A 14605-nucleotide genomic window follows, 5' to 3' on the forward strand; every position below is an offset into this window, starting at 1 on the left:
AAGTTCTGGTTTGTACACACTTGTGAATCGCTAGTCATTTGCAAAGGAGGGAGAGCGTATGGGACGACATGAGAATAATGAAGCTAGACAAATTCAACAAGTGGAACGAATTATCGAAGAAGCAATTCGAGAGCTGCGTGAAGCACTGCGCAGACTCAGAGAAATTCGGGAAGATATGGAAGACTAAGACAAAGTAGGAAGATATAGCGGGTCCATCTGAGCAAGTTGAGATGGACCCCTACATAACAATGGTTGATACATGCAACATTTATTTCTCTTTTACGTTTTATTTGTATAAAATATCAAATTAATTGTCAATGGCCAGGAGATTCAAACCAAGGCAGTGTAATGCCCCCCTTTGTCAAGACACTTTGAGAACGAAAATAAGTTATGTCCTCCCATCTTTTTGAATGGTGGTACAGTTCCGAAGGCCGCTTGACATGGAGCCTCTGCGGGCATGACTGCTCGCGATCGGGCGATGGCTAGTAAGCTAGCATCGCGAGGCTAACTAGCCTATCATGCCCGCCCCTCCATGTAAAGCTGCCTATGCTACCGATGTTACATGCTCGTAGTAAATCCTGTCTGGTGTTGCATAGTCCAAAGATTGATGAGGACGGTCCGTATTGTAGAACGTGACGTACCGTTTGATGCCTTTCCGTAATTCTCGTGGATTTTCAAATTCATTCAGATAGATACATTCATACTTTAAAGCTCGAAAGAATCGTTCTGTACGACTATTGTCCGTCGCACGTCCCTTGCCATCCATCGATACCTGGATTTCATGTTCTGCCAACAGATTGAGATAATCTGCATTCGTAAAATGGCTGCCTTGATCACTGTTGATGATTTCTGGCTTACAGCGACGAAATGCTCGTTTCAGACAGGTCATGACAAACCCTTTCTCTAGCGTGCTCGACAACTCGTAATCAACCACCTTGCGACTGAACCAGTCTATGATGGTGAACAGGTACATAAATCCTTTCCCCATGCGAAGGTATGTGATATCTACTCCCCAAACGTGATTGGGGCGATGGATGTCCAGTCCCCGTAACAAGTAAGGGCGAACGTACTTTGCATGCAGTCGCTTGCTCAAATTGGGCTGTGGATGGATTCCGTGAATCCCCATGAGTCTCATCAGACGCCGTACACGTTTGCGATTGACGTTGAAACCCATTTCCCGCAGTTTGACGGTGATCCGCCTGTACCCGAAGAAGGGCTTGTCGGTGTAGATGGCATCAATCACGTGCATGATTTGAATGTTTTCAGCGCTCTCCTCCGTTCCTGCGGGCTTGCGGTACACACTTGTACGATTAACACCTAACAAAGAAGCTTGGCGCTTAATGTTAATTGTGGGATGATCGCGCTCAATCATGGCTTGGCGCTCTTTGACGGATTTATTTAAGGCCAGATTTTTTTTTGAGCCAGTCGATCTCCACGGTTAGTTGACCGACCAGCTTTTCCAGATGTTCTTGTTTGCTCTCGTACTCCTTTCTCAGTTTGTCCGCTTCACTGGTTCCCTTCTCGAACACCATCGAGGCTCGCTCAAGAAACTCGGCTTTCCACCGGCTGATCATCACCGGATTCAGCTCATATTTGGCGGCAATTTGATTCACGGTCTGCTCTTCCTGAAGAACCTCAAGCACGACCTTCGTTTTAAATTCTGGGGTATATCGGTTCCGTTTTTCCATGGCTTCATTATAACTTATTTATCACGCTCCCGTGTCTCAGCCTATGGGAGCATTGTACAGAGCCATTTAGCTACAATGTAGCTACAATGGCAATGTGTATGTTCCTGCCGCTACCATTGCCAATATGTTTAGCATCGGTCAAACATGGGATAACAGTTCACCGAGAAGATTTACACGCAAGCTGGCGACAAATATAAACTAGCAGCGGTAAAAGTGTATGTGATTGATTGGGAACATGTGATCACCAAGAGAGAGGAATTACTAGATACTTGGAGACAACACACGCGGCATACTGGAGATGCTTATCCTTCCAGCATGCCGCGTTTTTTAAGTCCTATAGCCCAGGAACGCTGGAGGTTATTTGACATTACCCATGAACAGACCCCCGAAGCCTTCATATTCCTCTCGGGCCCAATGATGTTCAGGTCAGCCTATGCGGCGGGAGCGAACCAGAGTTAGCCCAGCGAGGACCATGCTGGTCAGCCCCATCACGATGGCAATGATGGCCCCTGCACGCCCGTCGCCTGTGCCGAAATCACCAGTGTATATGGTCAGATGCAGCATAGCATAGGCTATGACGATAATCCCCACTACCACGGCCACAATGGCCCCACGTCGCCCGCTGCCAGTGCCGAAACGACCGGCGGAGCGAGCCAGAGACAGCCCAGCGAGGCACGCGCTGATCAGCCCCACAAACGCGTCTACCGTAGCCCAGATTCGCCCGGAGGTTGTTAGTCCATATCCGACATTAGAGGTGGTCGCTTCAGCAAAGGCAATCGTTGGTACCAGCAGAAGTGTACAAAGAATTACGAATGAAATGAGCTTGATCTTCATTTGTTCATTTCCCCTTTTTTTTAAAACGTTCCCCTGACCCGGCAGTGTTGAGTTGCCGATGCTGGATTTCCCCTCCCCCTTCAGCTATTTGCTCAACCTTCACAGCCACTTTACACAATAAATGTCGAGAACTTATGCAGATCCTCCTCTCATTGCGTGGATTTCTTCAAGTACCGGAGAAATCACGGTATAATCTCGGTAAGCGGTATCATTTCGTCAAAGAAGCACACTACCTATAGAAACGATGTGATTGAAATGGATGCAAAACTGTTGGTTGTGGAGGACGAACCGGGCATGCTTGATGAGATGCAGACCTATCTGCAACGCGAAGGGTTCCGCGTATTGACCGCTCGTACCGGCAAGGAAGCGCTCACGATAGCCCGGTCTGAACGTCCAGATCTTGTCGTGCTTGATTGGATGCTCCCTGAGAAAAGCGGCATCGACGTATGCCGTGAAATCAGGCACACGTCACAATGCGGCATTATTATGGTCACTGCACGATCGGATGAATCGGATAAAATCGTCGGACTGGAAATCGGCGCGGACGATTATTTGACGAAGCCGTTCAGCTTGCGCGAACTGGCTTCACGTATCCGTGCGTTGCTTCGCCGCTTGCGTGGATCTGAGGACAAGTCCATGTTCTTGGAAATGGAAAGGGATAATTTGAGCATTTCCGAGGCCAAATGCCAGGTTTTAAAGGACGGCCAAGAGATCCAACTCACACCGACCGAATTCAAAATTTTGTACACGCTGGCCGCTCGTCCCGGCATTGTCTTCAGCCGGTTGCAATTGTTAAAAGTGGCTTTGCAGGATGAATACATGGGATACGAAAGAACGATGGATTCCCATATCCGGAATCTTCGCCGCAAGCTGGAAGACGATCCAGCCAATCCTCGCTATATTCAAACGGTATACGGTTTCGGCTACCGATTCGGTGAACCATCATGACGTTGACCGTACGCCAAAAAATATTTATCTGCATGGGACTGCTCGTTCTTATCCTTGGGGGCTCTCATGCCGTAACCAATCTGGTTTACATGGAGTCCTTGTTCGATCAATTTCGAAATGAAGAAATCGGCGCAGCTTTTTTGAATGCTCCGCCCGAGGAACAAATCGAAATCTTGAAAACTTATGTTGTTGGAAAGATGGAGCTTTTTTGGCTTGGAAAATGGGGATTTTTCATAGCGACAGGCCTATTCTTCAGTTTATGGATTTCAGGGGTGCTGACGCTCCCGCTTCGCAAGCTCGTTGCCGCTATCGAACGCGTGGCAAAGGGGGATCTGGAGGTAAGTGTTCCTGTACAATCAAAAGACGAGTATGGGAAAGTAATCCAGACATTCAACGATATGACGCTTCGCCTGCGTGAAGCTGAGGATGCCCGCAGGAGATTGGTGGCTGATGTCACTCACGAGCTTCGTACTCCGCTGTCCATTATGCAGTTGAAGCTGGAAAATTATCAGCAGGCCGGTCATCCTGTTCCGCCGGAAATGCTTCGGATCCATGATGAAGTGATCCGATTGAGTCTGCTTGTAGAAGATCTTCATGTTTTGTCGTTGGCAGAGGCAGGCCGTTTGACGCTCGATTGCAAACCGCTCGATCTGACGGCACACCTGGAACGGATCGTGGAACAGAATGCGTTATTTGCACGCGTCTCGGTGATTGACACCGGCATCGGTATACCGGAAGAAGACCTGCTTCACCTATTCGATCGATTTTACCGCGTAGAAGAAGCGCGCTCGCGTCATTCAGGCGGTACAGGCCTTGGATTATCCATCGCCCACCATTTTGTAAGAGCCCACGGCGGTTTCATCCACGTTTCAAGTCAGCCTGATGAAGGGACTATTTTTACTGTTTATCTGCCTCTAAGCAATCCCTGAACAAATCAAAAACCTCATCAACAAAGGATGAGGTTTCAGCATGTTTTACAGACGACGCTATTCTTTATAAATCAAGGATTTCAACGATTCTGCCTGATCTTTGTCCTGTTGGCTGATAATTCCCTCAAATTGATACACGTACGTGCCATTGTTCGTTATCTTGAGGTAGGCTACGTTCTGCTTCGTAAAACTCTCCAACACTTCATTCGCCTGCGTAATCGACAGCTTGGAATTCATCGCAAGCTCGGTAGCGGTTAATTTTCCGCCGTAACGTGCAGCAATCTGAAGCACCAAATTTTCCATTGCGTCTAGCCTTCGAAGCCTGGTATTTTTTCTTGCCGCGAACAATAGCCAGCCACCGAACAAAGCTGGAAGAACCCCGAGCAGAAGAAAGAGTACCAAATCGCTCGTTTCGGTCAACTTGGTCTTCTCGGAAGCCATTGCCCCAGCGATCATAATCACTCCAAACACCAAAATAATGACTCCCGCGACGTACTGAATTACTTCCGCAACAAGTCCCCTGCTTGTCGTTTTTGGGTTCATGCACAATCAGCCTTTCGTCTATCGTTAGTTTCCAGTTTATCATATCCTTTCCATTGACTCATTTTTTGTGGAATTGCGAAGCTCAACATGTGAAAAAAGCCGAGATCTCTGGGAAGAATTCATTGGAACTGGGAGGTGGATAAATTTCAGGGCGGGGTAGCCAGTGTCCAGGACGTCGAGTATCAGGTGAAATCATTTCTTTTTAAAACCAAGCGAAAAAGTTGCTCTTTCTGGGGATCACTGTACACTATCCTAGTATTTTTTCCTCTGCACTACATCGACCAGAAGTAATCATGTTTAGCGTCTGGAACGATTTCTATTTACTTAGAATTTTCTTCATTGATCCTTACCTAGGAAGTATTTTCATCTGAACTAACTCTCGTCACTGTGTCCTCATTTAGGCCTCTACAGCCAAACATCTCTGTGATTTTCTCCAAGAATCCAACCGCTCCCCTAATTTTGTACGCGGTCTCCCCAAGCAAACATGTCAATCTCTCCATCTACTAATAACACGACACCAAAGAGTACTTTAATACAAGTCGATAGAGACCAGCTTACCCTTTGAAATTTTTGGCTTTGAAACTGTGGCATCGAACTGTACATAGCACCTCTCAGTTCACAAAGTTGTGACATTCGTCATATTAAAATAAATTTCTCCACATGTAATATATTGATATTTATTTAATTAAATGGTATTTATTACAATTAAATGGTAATAACATTTCAAAAAAATTTGAAAGGAATGACATTATGAACTTTAAATTTGATTTACTAGGAAAAATACTACTAACTTTCTGCCTCCTGTTCACTTTCACTTTTACAAATCCTGTTATTGCCTCACCACAAAATAACAAGTCCAAAGTGAGCATCGAAGTCACTCAGAATAATGATGTTTTTTTTGAACTTGTTGCCGAAAATAGAAAAGAAGATTCAATATACTCTGTTCGCATTACCGAGAGCGAAGATAATCAGTATCTATGGAGATCTGAGATTTTAATAGAAGAAGAGATTGTATCCGAAACTGAGTTTATTATTACTGAAATTAAGGATAATTTTGACGATAGTGAACTTGAAAAGGTTTTATCTAAAGTTTTAACAGGAGAAGCCGAAAGCTCAGACCTTGAGGAATACTTAAACAAAGTATTTAAGATCTCATCCGAAGAAACAACTATTGGAACTAGATCAAATCAAGGGGACGAAATAAGCACTTTTGCTGCTCCCTTACTTATTCCACTTGCGGCGGGCGCAATTAGTAGTTCAACATTAGCTGCACTTGAAGCTGCTTTGTTTGCAACACTAGCTACTGCTACTGCTACCGTTGCGACCGCTATTTTAGAGGAAAGACATCGCTCATCTAAAGATACCGCTGAAGTAAAGACTAGGAACACTTACCCGGAAAATTGGAGTAGTTTCACCGGTTACCCTAGTATTACATCTACAGCCGCTACTCGACATATTGAATTGGACGGTGTTAACGAAATTGCAAATAGGATTAAAGGTGATCGGAATAATGATGGGGATTTAGAAATTTTCATTAGTACTACCGATCCCAGGGATTCTGTCCTTGTTGTTTTTGATATTAACTCAAGATTAACAACTAAAGTTAGCAGACACCTCGGAAATTATCTAACTGGTGAACAAACCATGGATCCATCTTTTGGTCCAGAAAGACTGAATTTAAACGGTTATACTGTTTTTCTTATTTTCAACCACAGAGGTGGTAACGTTTTCCATGCGCATTTTGTACCACAAACGGACAGAAGTAAAGAACTACGGTATATGCGATATCGCGGTAATTTTGACCTTAAGATTTTTGATAGAGTCTCCCACAACCCGTCCTATAATAAGAAACTACAAAAAACTGATTCTGACCTTCAAAGATGGCATCAGAATTTTGATAGAGCTATAAATAATAGAAATTTATCAAGGGATAGCAATGGTAAACGATCTATAGTACCTTATAAATAAGGTAAACCTTGAGGTACAATACATTAAGTCGAGGAAAACGCCATGAATGAAGATCAATACATTAAATGTGAACATTGTTTAAACCCAAATGATTCCTGGCAACTGGAAATACTCCCTAAAACTAGGTGTTCAATTTTAAATGAGAACGAGATATATCTTATTTGCGATTACTGTATCGAAGTTATTGAAGGGGAGGGTGAAGGCCAAGAGGAAGTACAGTACTGGAATGAATGGGTTATGAATAAGAGATTATTAAAAGAGTAAAACCTGAAGCCCTCTTAGTATTATGAACTGCACCCCGTCAAGTAGACAGTACAAATAAGTAAAAGTTTTAAGCGGCCTTAGTTCTGAATTCCGTGGGACTGAGGCCGTTTAACTTTGCCTGTAATCGCTCGTTATTGTAAAAGTGGATATAGGTATCGATGTCCTTCTTCAACTCTTCAAACGAGTTGTATGTAGTCAGGTAATACATCTCGCATTTCAAGGTTCCCCAGAAAGATTCCATTGGTCCGTTGTCAATGCAACGGCCAACACGTGACATGCTTTGGGTAATGTTTGCTTTGTCCAGTTTCCTCTTAAAAGCCGTCGAGGTGTATTGAAACCCCCGGTCACTGTGAAGCATAGGAGTAGCGCCCGGCGTAGCCTCAAGCGCCTGGTCCAGCGTTTTAAATACGAGTTTGTTGTTGTTCGAATGCCCGAGCACATAGGAAATAATGTTGTTGCTATGGAGGTCCAGGATGGCGCTGAGGTAAGCTTTCTGACTATGTCCATATTTGAACTCCGTTACATCGGTCAGCCACTTCTCATTGGGCGCTTCAGCATGGAACTTGCGGCCTAGCAAGTTCTCGGCAATATGCTGTGGAGCGGAACGCGGGTATTGCTTTTTCTTCCTACGGATTACCGACTGGATCCCTGCGAGGGTCATGAGCCGCCGAATTCGTTTGTGATTAATGGGTTTGCCTGTTTGACGACGGAGCTGGACAGTGTGCCGCCGGTAGCCGTAGATGCCGCGCACCTGCTCATGAAGGGTCAGCATGTCCTTCGTCAGTTGCTCGTTTTCTTGTTCCTGCGGGCTGGGTTTGTGGTTTACCCACTTGTAATAACTGGAGCGCTGAATCTGTGCAACCTCACACAACAACTGCACGCTAAACCCTTGTTCTTCATGTACCGCTTGTATGGCCACATACACATGCCTCCGTCGATGTCTGCTCAAACTCGCCTCCTTTGAATTTCCTTCAACTTTTTTAGAAACGCATTCTCCGCTCTAAGCCGTTCATTTTCATATTCGAGCTTCTTCATCTCCAGCTTGTGACGCTCGGCCTCGGTTAACTCCTCAGACGCTTTCTTCCGTCCTCGCCCGTCCTGAAGCGCATCTTGTCCGCCGTTCTCGTACTTCTTGACCCACTGGTACACTTGGTTGTAGGAAACATTAAACTGCGCTGCTGTTTTCCCATAGTTGCGCTTATGTGCCATACAGTAAAGCACGATATCAATTCGTTCCTGCCACGTAGTAGAACGTCCTTTGGTCATAGCCGATGCTCCCTCGTTAACCGATTTAAAGCTGCTATGACTATTATACTTGGCAATCCAGCTTCTGAGCTGAGTTCGGCTTGCAATTTTGTATGTATCGATGAGTTCATATTGTGAATACTTCCCCGACAAATAATCTTGAACCGCTTGAAGCTTTAATTCAGGGGAATACCGGTTATTCTTGATTCGGATTTCTAACCCTTCCATTCCGTACAATTCATACTGATGCCGCCAAGCTCGCAAGGTCTTCTTATGGAGATTGTACTTGTGGGCGACTTCCACCAGAGTGCCCCCACCTGTTTTCAACTCCTCCAAAATCGCCAATTTCTCCGCGCCACTATACTCATTCTTCTTAGCCAAAAGAAATACTCCCCTCCAAGTAGTAGGTTTGTTTTTTAAACCTGTCTACTTAAAGGGGAGCATATCATTATCCAAGGAGGGCTACCATTTATTCTGAAACTCCTTTTGCCGTTCATGGTATACCGTAGCCTACTCATCAGCTTCTGCATCTTTTAGCATATAATAGGTGCCGCTGTCTTGGCACTGTAAATTTTGTTTGTAAGAGCGAGAATCGGTGTTGGGGTATTACGGCAATACAATATCCACCGATTTAAGCTTCTAAGATGAGGTTTAAGCGAGTTTTACAGACGAAGCTATTCTTTATAAATCAAGGATTTCAACGATTCTGCCTGATCTTTGTCCTGCTGGCTGATCATTCCCTCAAATTGATACACGTACGTGCCATTGTTCGTAATCGAGAGGTAGGCTGCGTTCTGCTTCGTAAAACCCTCCAACACTTCATTCGCCTGCGTGATCGACAGCTTGGAATTCATCGCAAGCTCGGTAGCGGTTAATTTGCCGCCATAACGTGCAGCAATCTGAAGCACCAAATTTTCCATTGCGTCTAGCCTTCGAAGCCTGGTATTTTTTCTTGCCGCGAACAATAGCCAGCCACCGAACAAAGCTGGAAGAACCCCGAGCAGAAGAAAGAGTACCAAATCGCTCGTTTCGGTCAACTTGGTCTTCTCGGAAGCCATTGCCCCAGCGATCATAATCACTCCAAACACCAAAATAATGACTCCCGCGACGTACTGAATTACTTCCGCAACAAGTCCCCTGCTTGTCGTTTTTGGGTTCATGCACAATCAGCCTTTCGTCTATCGTTAGTTTCTAGTTTATCATATCCTTTCCATTGACTCATCTGTGGAATTGCGAAGTTCAACGTAAAACGGATCGCGCATTGTCGAAACTGTGTGGTACGAAAAGTAATAGCTTGTGGTTATACCCAACCGTTGCATTTCCGCCCCCTTAAACTACCAACTGCAATATAGTTTCCGTCAGAGGTTGGAGAAATATTTTTGAATACTTGTGGGTTATTGAAGTCCGGGTATGATTTATTCTAAAAAAGTTACTCCTCCTTTCTCCAATGACCGTTATCTAAAATTTATTAAAGACCATTTAGTTGCCCTCCTTGACCAAAACAAAAACCTCACCAATTAACGATGAGGTAACTATTGGTCGAATGAGATGTAAAAATCGTCAACTACTTGACTTTTTTATCATTTGAAAACAATAAATACTTATTTACCACAGAACGTGCAAGGCTAGTAGATGAATCAACAAAGAATATATCTTTCTCCATACTGTTATCTGAAACGACATTCAAATCTGTACAAGCTATGATAACCGCATCTACGTTCTCAGCAACCTCAGAACAGAGCCGATTCCATTGTTCAGCTCCTTTATTTATTTCTCCTTTCTTTATTTTTGAAATGATCTGATTTACTTCAGTTTGCCAACTTTCTTTCTGGACGAACTCTTTATTATTTTTTAAAAGAGATTCTTGATACATGCCCGATTGTGCAGTTGCGTCAGTAGCAAAAATAGCTACCCTCTTTGAGGATACAGGTATTTCTTTAATAGTTTCATCAACCATATTTATTATGGGTACTGAAATTGCGTTCTGTATATTTTGAAAGTAGAGGTGTGCTGTATTACATGGCATTGCAATAAACTGAACTCCAGTACTTAACAGCTGTTGTGCTCCAGTGATAATTGACCGTTCCATGTCCGCATGATCAATCGGCCTATCAATGTAAAAAGGTGTTGGGCAAGAGTATATCATCATATGAGGAAAATCGATGTCATATTTGGCACCATAAATCTTTTGACATTGTTCAACTACTTTATCGATAAATGGCCCAGTAGACTTCGGCCCCATTCCCGCCAATATTCCAATCATAATTACCCCTCCTTGGATCCTTGATATAATTCATTTTTTTAGCACAGGAAATTTCCCTCCTCCATTGTAACGAATTGAGAATAAATTTGTTACAGTTCCTCCCGTTTTCCAAGGTACCAATGGCCGTTATGCCCATTGGCGCAACGTAGCATGGCTACTTTTCTGCCAACATCCTCGTTTCGCAGGCTGGCAGATCGCAATATAGCCAATTCGTTGGTTTCCAAAGGAGCCGGGTCTCCATCTAGCTTTACCGAAGACGGTGCAACTGAGAGAAGGACCCCGAACTCTGCTTGGGTATCAAGGTTAACATTTAAAATAAATTAAGAGGCGGTTGCCCGCCTCCTTTGTTTTCCTATTTAATCCCAAGCAAAACGTTGCTCTTTCCAAGGATCACCGTACATTACATTGTGTAACTATTAAGCGAAATTCATGAAGCCCCCCCTAATCGAGGATTACATTGGAGGAAGTAATTTTTCGTATGTTCTTTAGGTTCGATTTCTTGCGCTGCCCTCATTACTATATTCAATCCTATTTTTTTCCCTTTGCTGAGCTGAACAAATAGATTAACAAACCAACAATTACCCCATGTATGCTTATAAGAAAATATAGCGTTAAATCTTGTACATCGATCCATCCTACATGTGTAGCTCCACCCTTATTGACATCAATTTGTACGATGCTAATGGCTGCAATATTGGATAGAACCATAAGCGTTAAGGCACCCTTCTTTAAGAGTTCCTCCCTCTTATTTTTAAATACTCCTATTACAAAGAATATAAGTAGAATAACTATCCATATCAATGTCAATACTTCTCCCCCCAAAAAATTTAATTAGAGGAAAAACACAAGCACATTCGCTCGTGTTTCTCCTCTTCATTATGATCTATCTAACCCTATATGTTAAAGAGATTTCGCGATCATATTCTTTAACTGTATCTCTTTCATCCATAGGATTATCGATTGTGTAACTGAATTGAACATTGAAGTCTTTATACCCTGATGTGTCATAAGTGCCCACCCTAAAAACATGATCAAAAGTGTGGCCCGGTTCGTTTAAAACTTGAGAATCTTCCTTCCAGACTACAGCAGCATTTTTGGTATATTTTCCACTTGTGTTATCGAATGCTTTCATGGTCATGGCTTCATAAAATTCAGATTTATTCCACGAAGTCGACGGACCAATGGATACACCAAGTAAGCCTACAGACCAACCAATCGAAATTTCTGGATCAGAGAAAAAACCCGGTTTCTTGTAACTGCCATCCCATTCTACCGTCTGTATTACCTCATCGGATTCTACCCATCCTTGAACAATTGTGTCCCCAAATCTTCCAATTGCAGTACTCGTTTCGTCATCCACAATATAAACGTCACCGTACCTATCCTCATAAGACGTTTCTTCTTCGGTGACGTAGAACTTAACAACAAATTCTCCACTACTGCTAATTCTGTCCGGGCCTTCAATTGTGCGTCTTGTATTAAATTTCTCAGTCCATGTATCACCAGCTACTTCGTATCTAAACTTATGTACAGTCGTAATTCCATGACTTTGAAGTGCCATTGTCGAAAATTCACCATCGGCAGAAATATTTTTAGGAGTATCTTCTTCCTCAATTATTTCAATCTCTGGTTCTAATATTTTGGAATACCAATATTGATCGCGATGCTCAGCGCTCTCTAATTTATCCGTAACTTTAAATAATTTACTATCGATAAATTTTGGATTCTCTACCTCAATAACTGTAAAGTCTCTAGTTCCTTTTTTCATTAGATATAGTTTTAATAAGACTTCATTATTTTTTTTGACCTTTTCTCCTTTCTTCTTGTCTAAAGTAATTGTACGGTCGTTCTCACTATCAATAGAGAAGTGAATAACGTCAAAGTTATCATTTTTATCTTCTAAGTTACCAACCAATATTCCGTTAGATTTGTTACCACTCTTTAATTCTCCAGACAGAGAAAAGGTACTTTCTTCATCATCATAAGAGAGTGCACCCTCAATGGTAATCTTTGAACGTTTCACTTCCATTTTTTCGATGCTAACAGTTGTTTCTTCGTAGTTGTCTTCATTTAAATCCTTTCCCTTAGGGTCGAGATCAAGATATGTTTTACCTTCCACCTCGGTCGAACTTGATATCAATACTTGATTAGAAGCAGAAGCTTGTACATTTGGCATTATTGCGCCAATTGTAACCAATAAGGCAAAACTACATGTAAGAATCTTCTTCTTAACCACTTTGTAACCATTCCTTCCTTTTTTTATGATATAATCCATAATTTCATACTTTTGGAAATTTGTAAACATTTTTGTATAATACAAAATATTTTGTTTAATGTTCATCCTAAGTTAGTCGCTAAAAGATATTAAAGTACAAACCCGCCTCTGCTTAACCTAGAGGCGGGTCGGTTATTTCCTGTATGCATTCTGATGAATCATTCCGTGGACTGCCCACAATCACGGGAACAGGGTATGTTTTCTTTGGGCAGGATTGTAGGGAGCTAGGAGATATCGCAGTAGAGTTTCATCATAATGTTCACTCTTACACCGGTGAGGGAATCCATTTCGATCCATTGGAATTTCTCGTCATTTACCAACTTAATCCGACGCTAAAAAAGGCAAACCCTCCTGCGGAGAAGTCCGAGGAGGGTTTGCTTACTTTATATGCTACTTTCTTCCCAAGTACGAATACCCTGCCTTTACCAGCCAAGCTCACGCCTGCTTGCCCAATCACCGCAAAGCCCACTCTGATTAGTACGGGTAGTCTGGTCGATTACATTCTGGAATATGTTGTAAAATTAAATTCAATTAGGCAAAATAAGAGGCGGTTGCCCGCCTCTTTTTCATTCTATTTAATCCCAAGCAAAACGTTGCTCTTTCCAAGGATCACCATACATATTATACCCATTCTTCTCCCAGAACCCTTGCCGATCCTTCTCCATAAACTCGATGCCGCGCACCCACTTGGCGCTTTTCCAGAAATACAGATGCGGCACCACGAAGCGAAGCGGCCAGCCGTGTTCAGGAGTTAGTTCCTCCCCGTTGTGCTTGTAGGCAAAGAGATTGCCTGGGGCAAGGAAGTCTGCAAGCGGCAGGTTGGCTGTCCAGCCCTGCTCTGCGTGCAGCATGACGTATTTGGCTTCCGGCTTGATGCGGACGAGCTTGGTGATTTCCTCGACCGGAATCCCTTCCCATACGTTGTCCAGCTTGCTCCATCCTGTCACACAGTGAATGTCGTTGGTGGAGTTCCCTTTGGGCAGCGCCATTAGCTGTTCATAGGATAATGTGGCTTCTTCCTCGACCAGACCGAAAATGCGCAGATCCCACTGCGTTGCCAGATCGGTATATTCTGGCACATCTCCATAGTGCAGGACAGGAAAGCCGGTGGTTTGCCTTTGGTTAGGAGGAATTCGGTCCCGCTTTGTTTCTTCAGTGTTGATTGGCATGTTAACCAACTCCTATTTCCCGATGCGCAGCAGCGCGTGATCTACTTTGATGCAAAGGTCGCTGACGACCTCGATCCCGGCTTCGCTGACCTTCTTCGCCGCTTCATCGTTGGAAATCCCCTGCTGCATCCAGAACACTTTCGGCTTCTGCTTCATAGCTAGCGTGTCCTCGGCTACTGGCGGAATGTCTTCGCTCCTGCGAAATACGTTGACGATATCGACTGGCGTATCGATCTCGGCAAGCGTTGCCAACACCTTTTCACCCAGGACTGTTTCACCTGCGATGATTGGATTGACAGGAATAATCGTATAGCCGGCGTTTTGCATGGCTGCCGCAACCATGTAGCTCGTGCGGTCAGGCTTGTTGGACAAGCCGACGACGGCAATCGTTTTGGCATCTTCCAGCAGTTGGCGACGGGTTTCATTGCTTGGATTTTGTACCATGAACTCCACTCTCCTATTGATCATGTCTGAAATGA

The 14605-nt window shown here is 43.7% G+C and carries 16 protein-coding genes; 5 read left to right on the forward strand and 11 right to left on the reverse strand.

Going from position 1 to position 14605, the window contains the following annotated elements; genetic code table 11:
* Positions 1-58 precede the first annotated feature (58 nt).
* Positions 59-187: a hypothetical protein gene (locus T458_RS57820; protein WP_023558200.1), complete on the forward strand. Its 129-nt coding sequence runs from the start codon at positions 59-61 to the stop codon at positions 185-187.
* 357 nt (positions 188-544) lie between these two features.
* Here the strand turns inward: T458_RS57820 and T458_RS47765 are convergent.
* Both T458_RS47765 and T458_RS47775 read right to left on the reverse strand, forming a co-directional pair.
* Positions 545-1688, reverse strand: a protein-coding gene (locus tag T458_RS47765; RefSeq protein WP_423236789.1) for an IS3 family transposase whose coding sequence is annotated in 2 segments (ribosomal slippage) — positions 545-1418 and positions 1417-1688 — 1146 coding nt in all. Because the reading frame shifts where the segments join, the coding sequence is not laid out codon by codon here.
* 426 nt (positions 1689-2114) lie between these two features.
* Complete coding sequence (locus tag T458_RS47775) at positions 2115-2522, reverse strand: DUF6223 family protein (protein ID WP_023558201.1); 408 nt, start codon at positions 2520-2522, stop codon at positions 2115-2117.
* Between the two features lie 255 nt (positions 2523-2777).
* On the opposite strand from T458_RS47775, the gene T458_RS47780 reads away from it, so the two are divergent.
* Positions 2778-3470: a response regulator transcription factor gene (locus tag T458_RS47780; RefSeq protein ID WP_023558203.1), complete on the forward strand. Its 693-nt coding sequence runs from the start codon at positions 2778-2780 to the stop codon at positions 3468-3470.
* The gene (locus tag T458_RS47785) at positions 3467-4399 is read left to right on the forward strand and encodes a sensor histidine kinase (RefSeq protein ID WP_023558204.1); all 933 of its coding nucleotides are present in this window, start codon (positions 3467-3469) and stop codon (positions 4397-4399) included. The genes T458_RS47780 and T458_RS47785 overlap by 4 nt, the downstream gene beginning before the upstream one ends.
* 57 nt (positions 4400-4456) lie before the next feature.
* On the opposite strand, the gene T458_RS47790 is transcribed toward T458_RS47785, so the two are convergent.
* The gene (locus tag T458_RS47790; RefSeq protein ID WP_023558205.1) at positions 4457-4942 is read right to left on the reverse strand and encodes a hypothetical protein; all 486 of its coding nucleotides are present in this window, start codon (positions 4940-4942) and stop codon (positions 4457-4459) included.
* A gap of 750 nt (positions 4943-5692) precedes the next feature.
* Here T458_RS47790 and T458_RS47795 point away from each other — a divergent pair.
* Both T458_RS47795 and T458_RS47800 read left to right on the forward strand, forming a co-directional pair.
* Positions 5693-6910, forward strand: a complete 1218-nt coding sequence (locus T458_RS47795) for a hypothetical protein (protein WP_023558206.1) — start codon at positions 5693-5695, stop codon at positions 6908-6910.
* 42 nt (positions 6911-6952) lie between these two features.
* The gene (locus T458_RS47800; protein ID WP_023558207.1) at positions 6953-7174 is read left to right on the forward strand and encodes a hypothetical protein; all 222 of its coding nucleotides are present in this window, start codon (positions 6953-6955) and stop codon (positions 7172-7174) included.
* A gap of 67 nt (positions 7175-7241) precedes the next feature.
* Here the strand turns inward: T458_RS47800 and T458_RS0129160 are convergent, their stop codons facing one another.
* The 8 genes from T458_RS0129160 to T458_RS47830 form a co-directional block, all read right to left on the reverse strand.
* A complete protein-coding gene (locus T458_RS0129160; protein WP_084567900.1) occupies positions 7242-8123 on the reverse strand; it encodes an IS3 family transposase in 882 nt (293 codons plus the stop codon).
* A complete protein-coding gene (locus tag T458_RS0129165) occupies positions 8120-8800 on the reverse strand; it encodes a helix-turn-helix domain-containing protein (protein ID WP_031305320.1) in 681 nt (226 codons plus the stop codon). Before T458_RS0129165 ends, T458_RS0129160 begins: the two co-directional genes overlap by 4 nt.
* Positions 8801-9093: 293 nt before the next feature.
* Positions 9094-9579, reverse strand: coding sequence for a hypothetical protein (locus T458_RS47805; RefSeq protein WP_023558208.1), 486 nt, complete (start codon positions 9577-9579; stop codon positions 9094-9096).
* Positions 9580-9983: 404 nt separating this feature from the next.
* Positions 9984-10682: an aspartate/glutamate racemase family protein gene (locus tag T458_RS47810; RefSeq protein ID WP_023558209.1), complete on the reverse strand. Its 699-nt coding sequence runs from the start codon at positions 10680-10682 to the stop codon at positions 9984-9986.
* Positions 10683-11210: 528 nt separating this feature from the next.
* The gene (locus T458_RS47815) at positions 11211-11489 is read right to left on the reverse strand and encodes a hypothetical protein (RefSeq protein WP_023558210.1); all 279 of its coding nucleotides are present in this window, start codon (positions 11487-11489) and stop codon (positions 11211-11213) included.
* A gap of 76 nt (positions 11490-11565) precedes the next feature.
* Positions 11566-13023, reverse strand: coding sequence for a hypothetical protein (locus tag T458_RS47820; RefSeq protein WP_144083879.1), 1458 nt, complete (start codon positions 13021-13023; stop codon positions 11566-11568).
* A 509-nt stretch (positions 13024-13532) separates the two neighbouring features.
* Entirely contained in the window at positions 13533-14126 is a 594-nt protein-coding gene (locus T458_RS47825) for a sulfite oxidase-like oxidoreductase (RefSeq protein WP_023558212.1), read from the reverse strand.
* Between the two features lie 12 nt (positions 14127-14138).
* Entirely contained in the window at positions 14139-14570 is a 432-nt protein-coding gene (locus tag T458_RS47830) for a CoA-binding protein (RefSeq protein ID WP_023558213.1), read from the reverse strand.
* Positions 14571-14605: the final 35 nt, after the last annotated feature.

Source organism: Brevibacillus panacihumi W25, from assembly GCF_000503775.1.
Classification (GTDB): domain Bacteria; phylum Bacillota; class Bacilli; order Brevibacillales; family Brevibacillaceae; genus Brevibacillus; species Brevibacillus panacihumi_A.

Excerpts from the sequence above, each read along its gene's own strand:
- T458_RS57820 (WP_023558200.1), top strand. The coding sequence starts at position 59 with ATGGGACGACATGAGAATAATGAAGCTAGACAAATTCAACAAGTGGAA.
- T458_RS47775 (WP_023558201.1), bottom strand. The coding sequence starts at position 2,522 with ATGAAGATCAAGCTCATTTCATTCGTAATTCTTTGTACACTTCTGCTG.
- T458_RS47780 (WP_023558203.1), top strand. The coding sequence starts at position 2,778 with ATGGATGCAAAACTGTTGGTTGTGGAGGACGAACCGGGCATGCTTGAT.
- T458_RS47785 (WP_023558204.1), top strand. The coding sequence starts at position 3,467 with ATGACGTTGACCGTACGCCAAAAAATATTTATCTGCATGGGACTGCTC.
- T458_RS47790 (WP_023558205.1), bottom strand. The coding sequence starts at position 4,942 with ATGAACCCAAAAACGACAAGCAGGGGACTTGTTGCGGAAGTAATTCAG.
- T458_RS47795 (WP_023558206.1), top strand. The coding sequence starts at position 5,693 with ATGAACTTTAAATTTGATTTACTAGGAAAAATACTACTAACTTTCTGC.
- T458_RS47800 (WP_023558207.1), top strand. The coding sequence starts at position 6,953 with ATGAATGAAGATCAATACATTAAATGTGAACATTGTTTAAACCCAAAT.
- T458_RS47805 (WP_023558208.1), bottom strand. The coding sequence starts at position 9,579 with ATGAACCCAAAAACGACAAGCAGGGGACTTGTTGCGGAAGTAATTCAG.
- T458_RS47810 (WP_023558209.1), bottom strand. The coding sequence starts at position 10,682 with ATGATTGGAATATTGGCGGGAATGGGGCCGAAGTCTACTGGGCCATTT.
- T458_RS47820 (WP_144083879.1), bottom strand. The coding sequence starts at position 13,023 with ATGAACATTAAACAAAATATTTTGTATTATACAAAAATGTTTACAAAT.
- T458_RS47825 (WP_023558212.1), bottom strand. The coding sequence starts at position 14,126 with ATGCCAATCAACACTGAAGAAACAAAGCGGGACCGAATTCCTCCTAAC.
- T458_RS47830 (WP_023558213.1), bottom strand. The coding sequence starts at position 14,570 with ATGGTACAAAATCCAAGCAATGAAACCCGTCGCCAACTGCTGGAAGAT.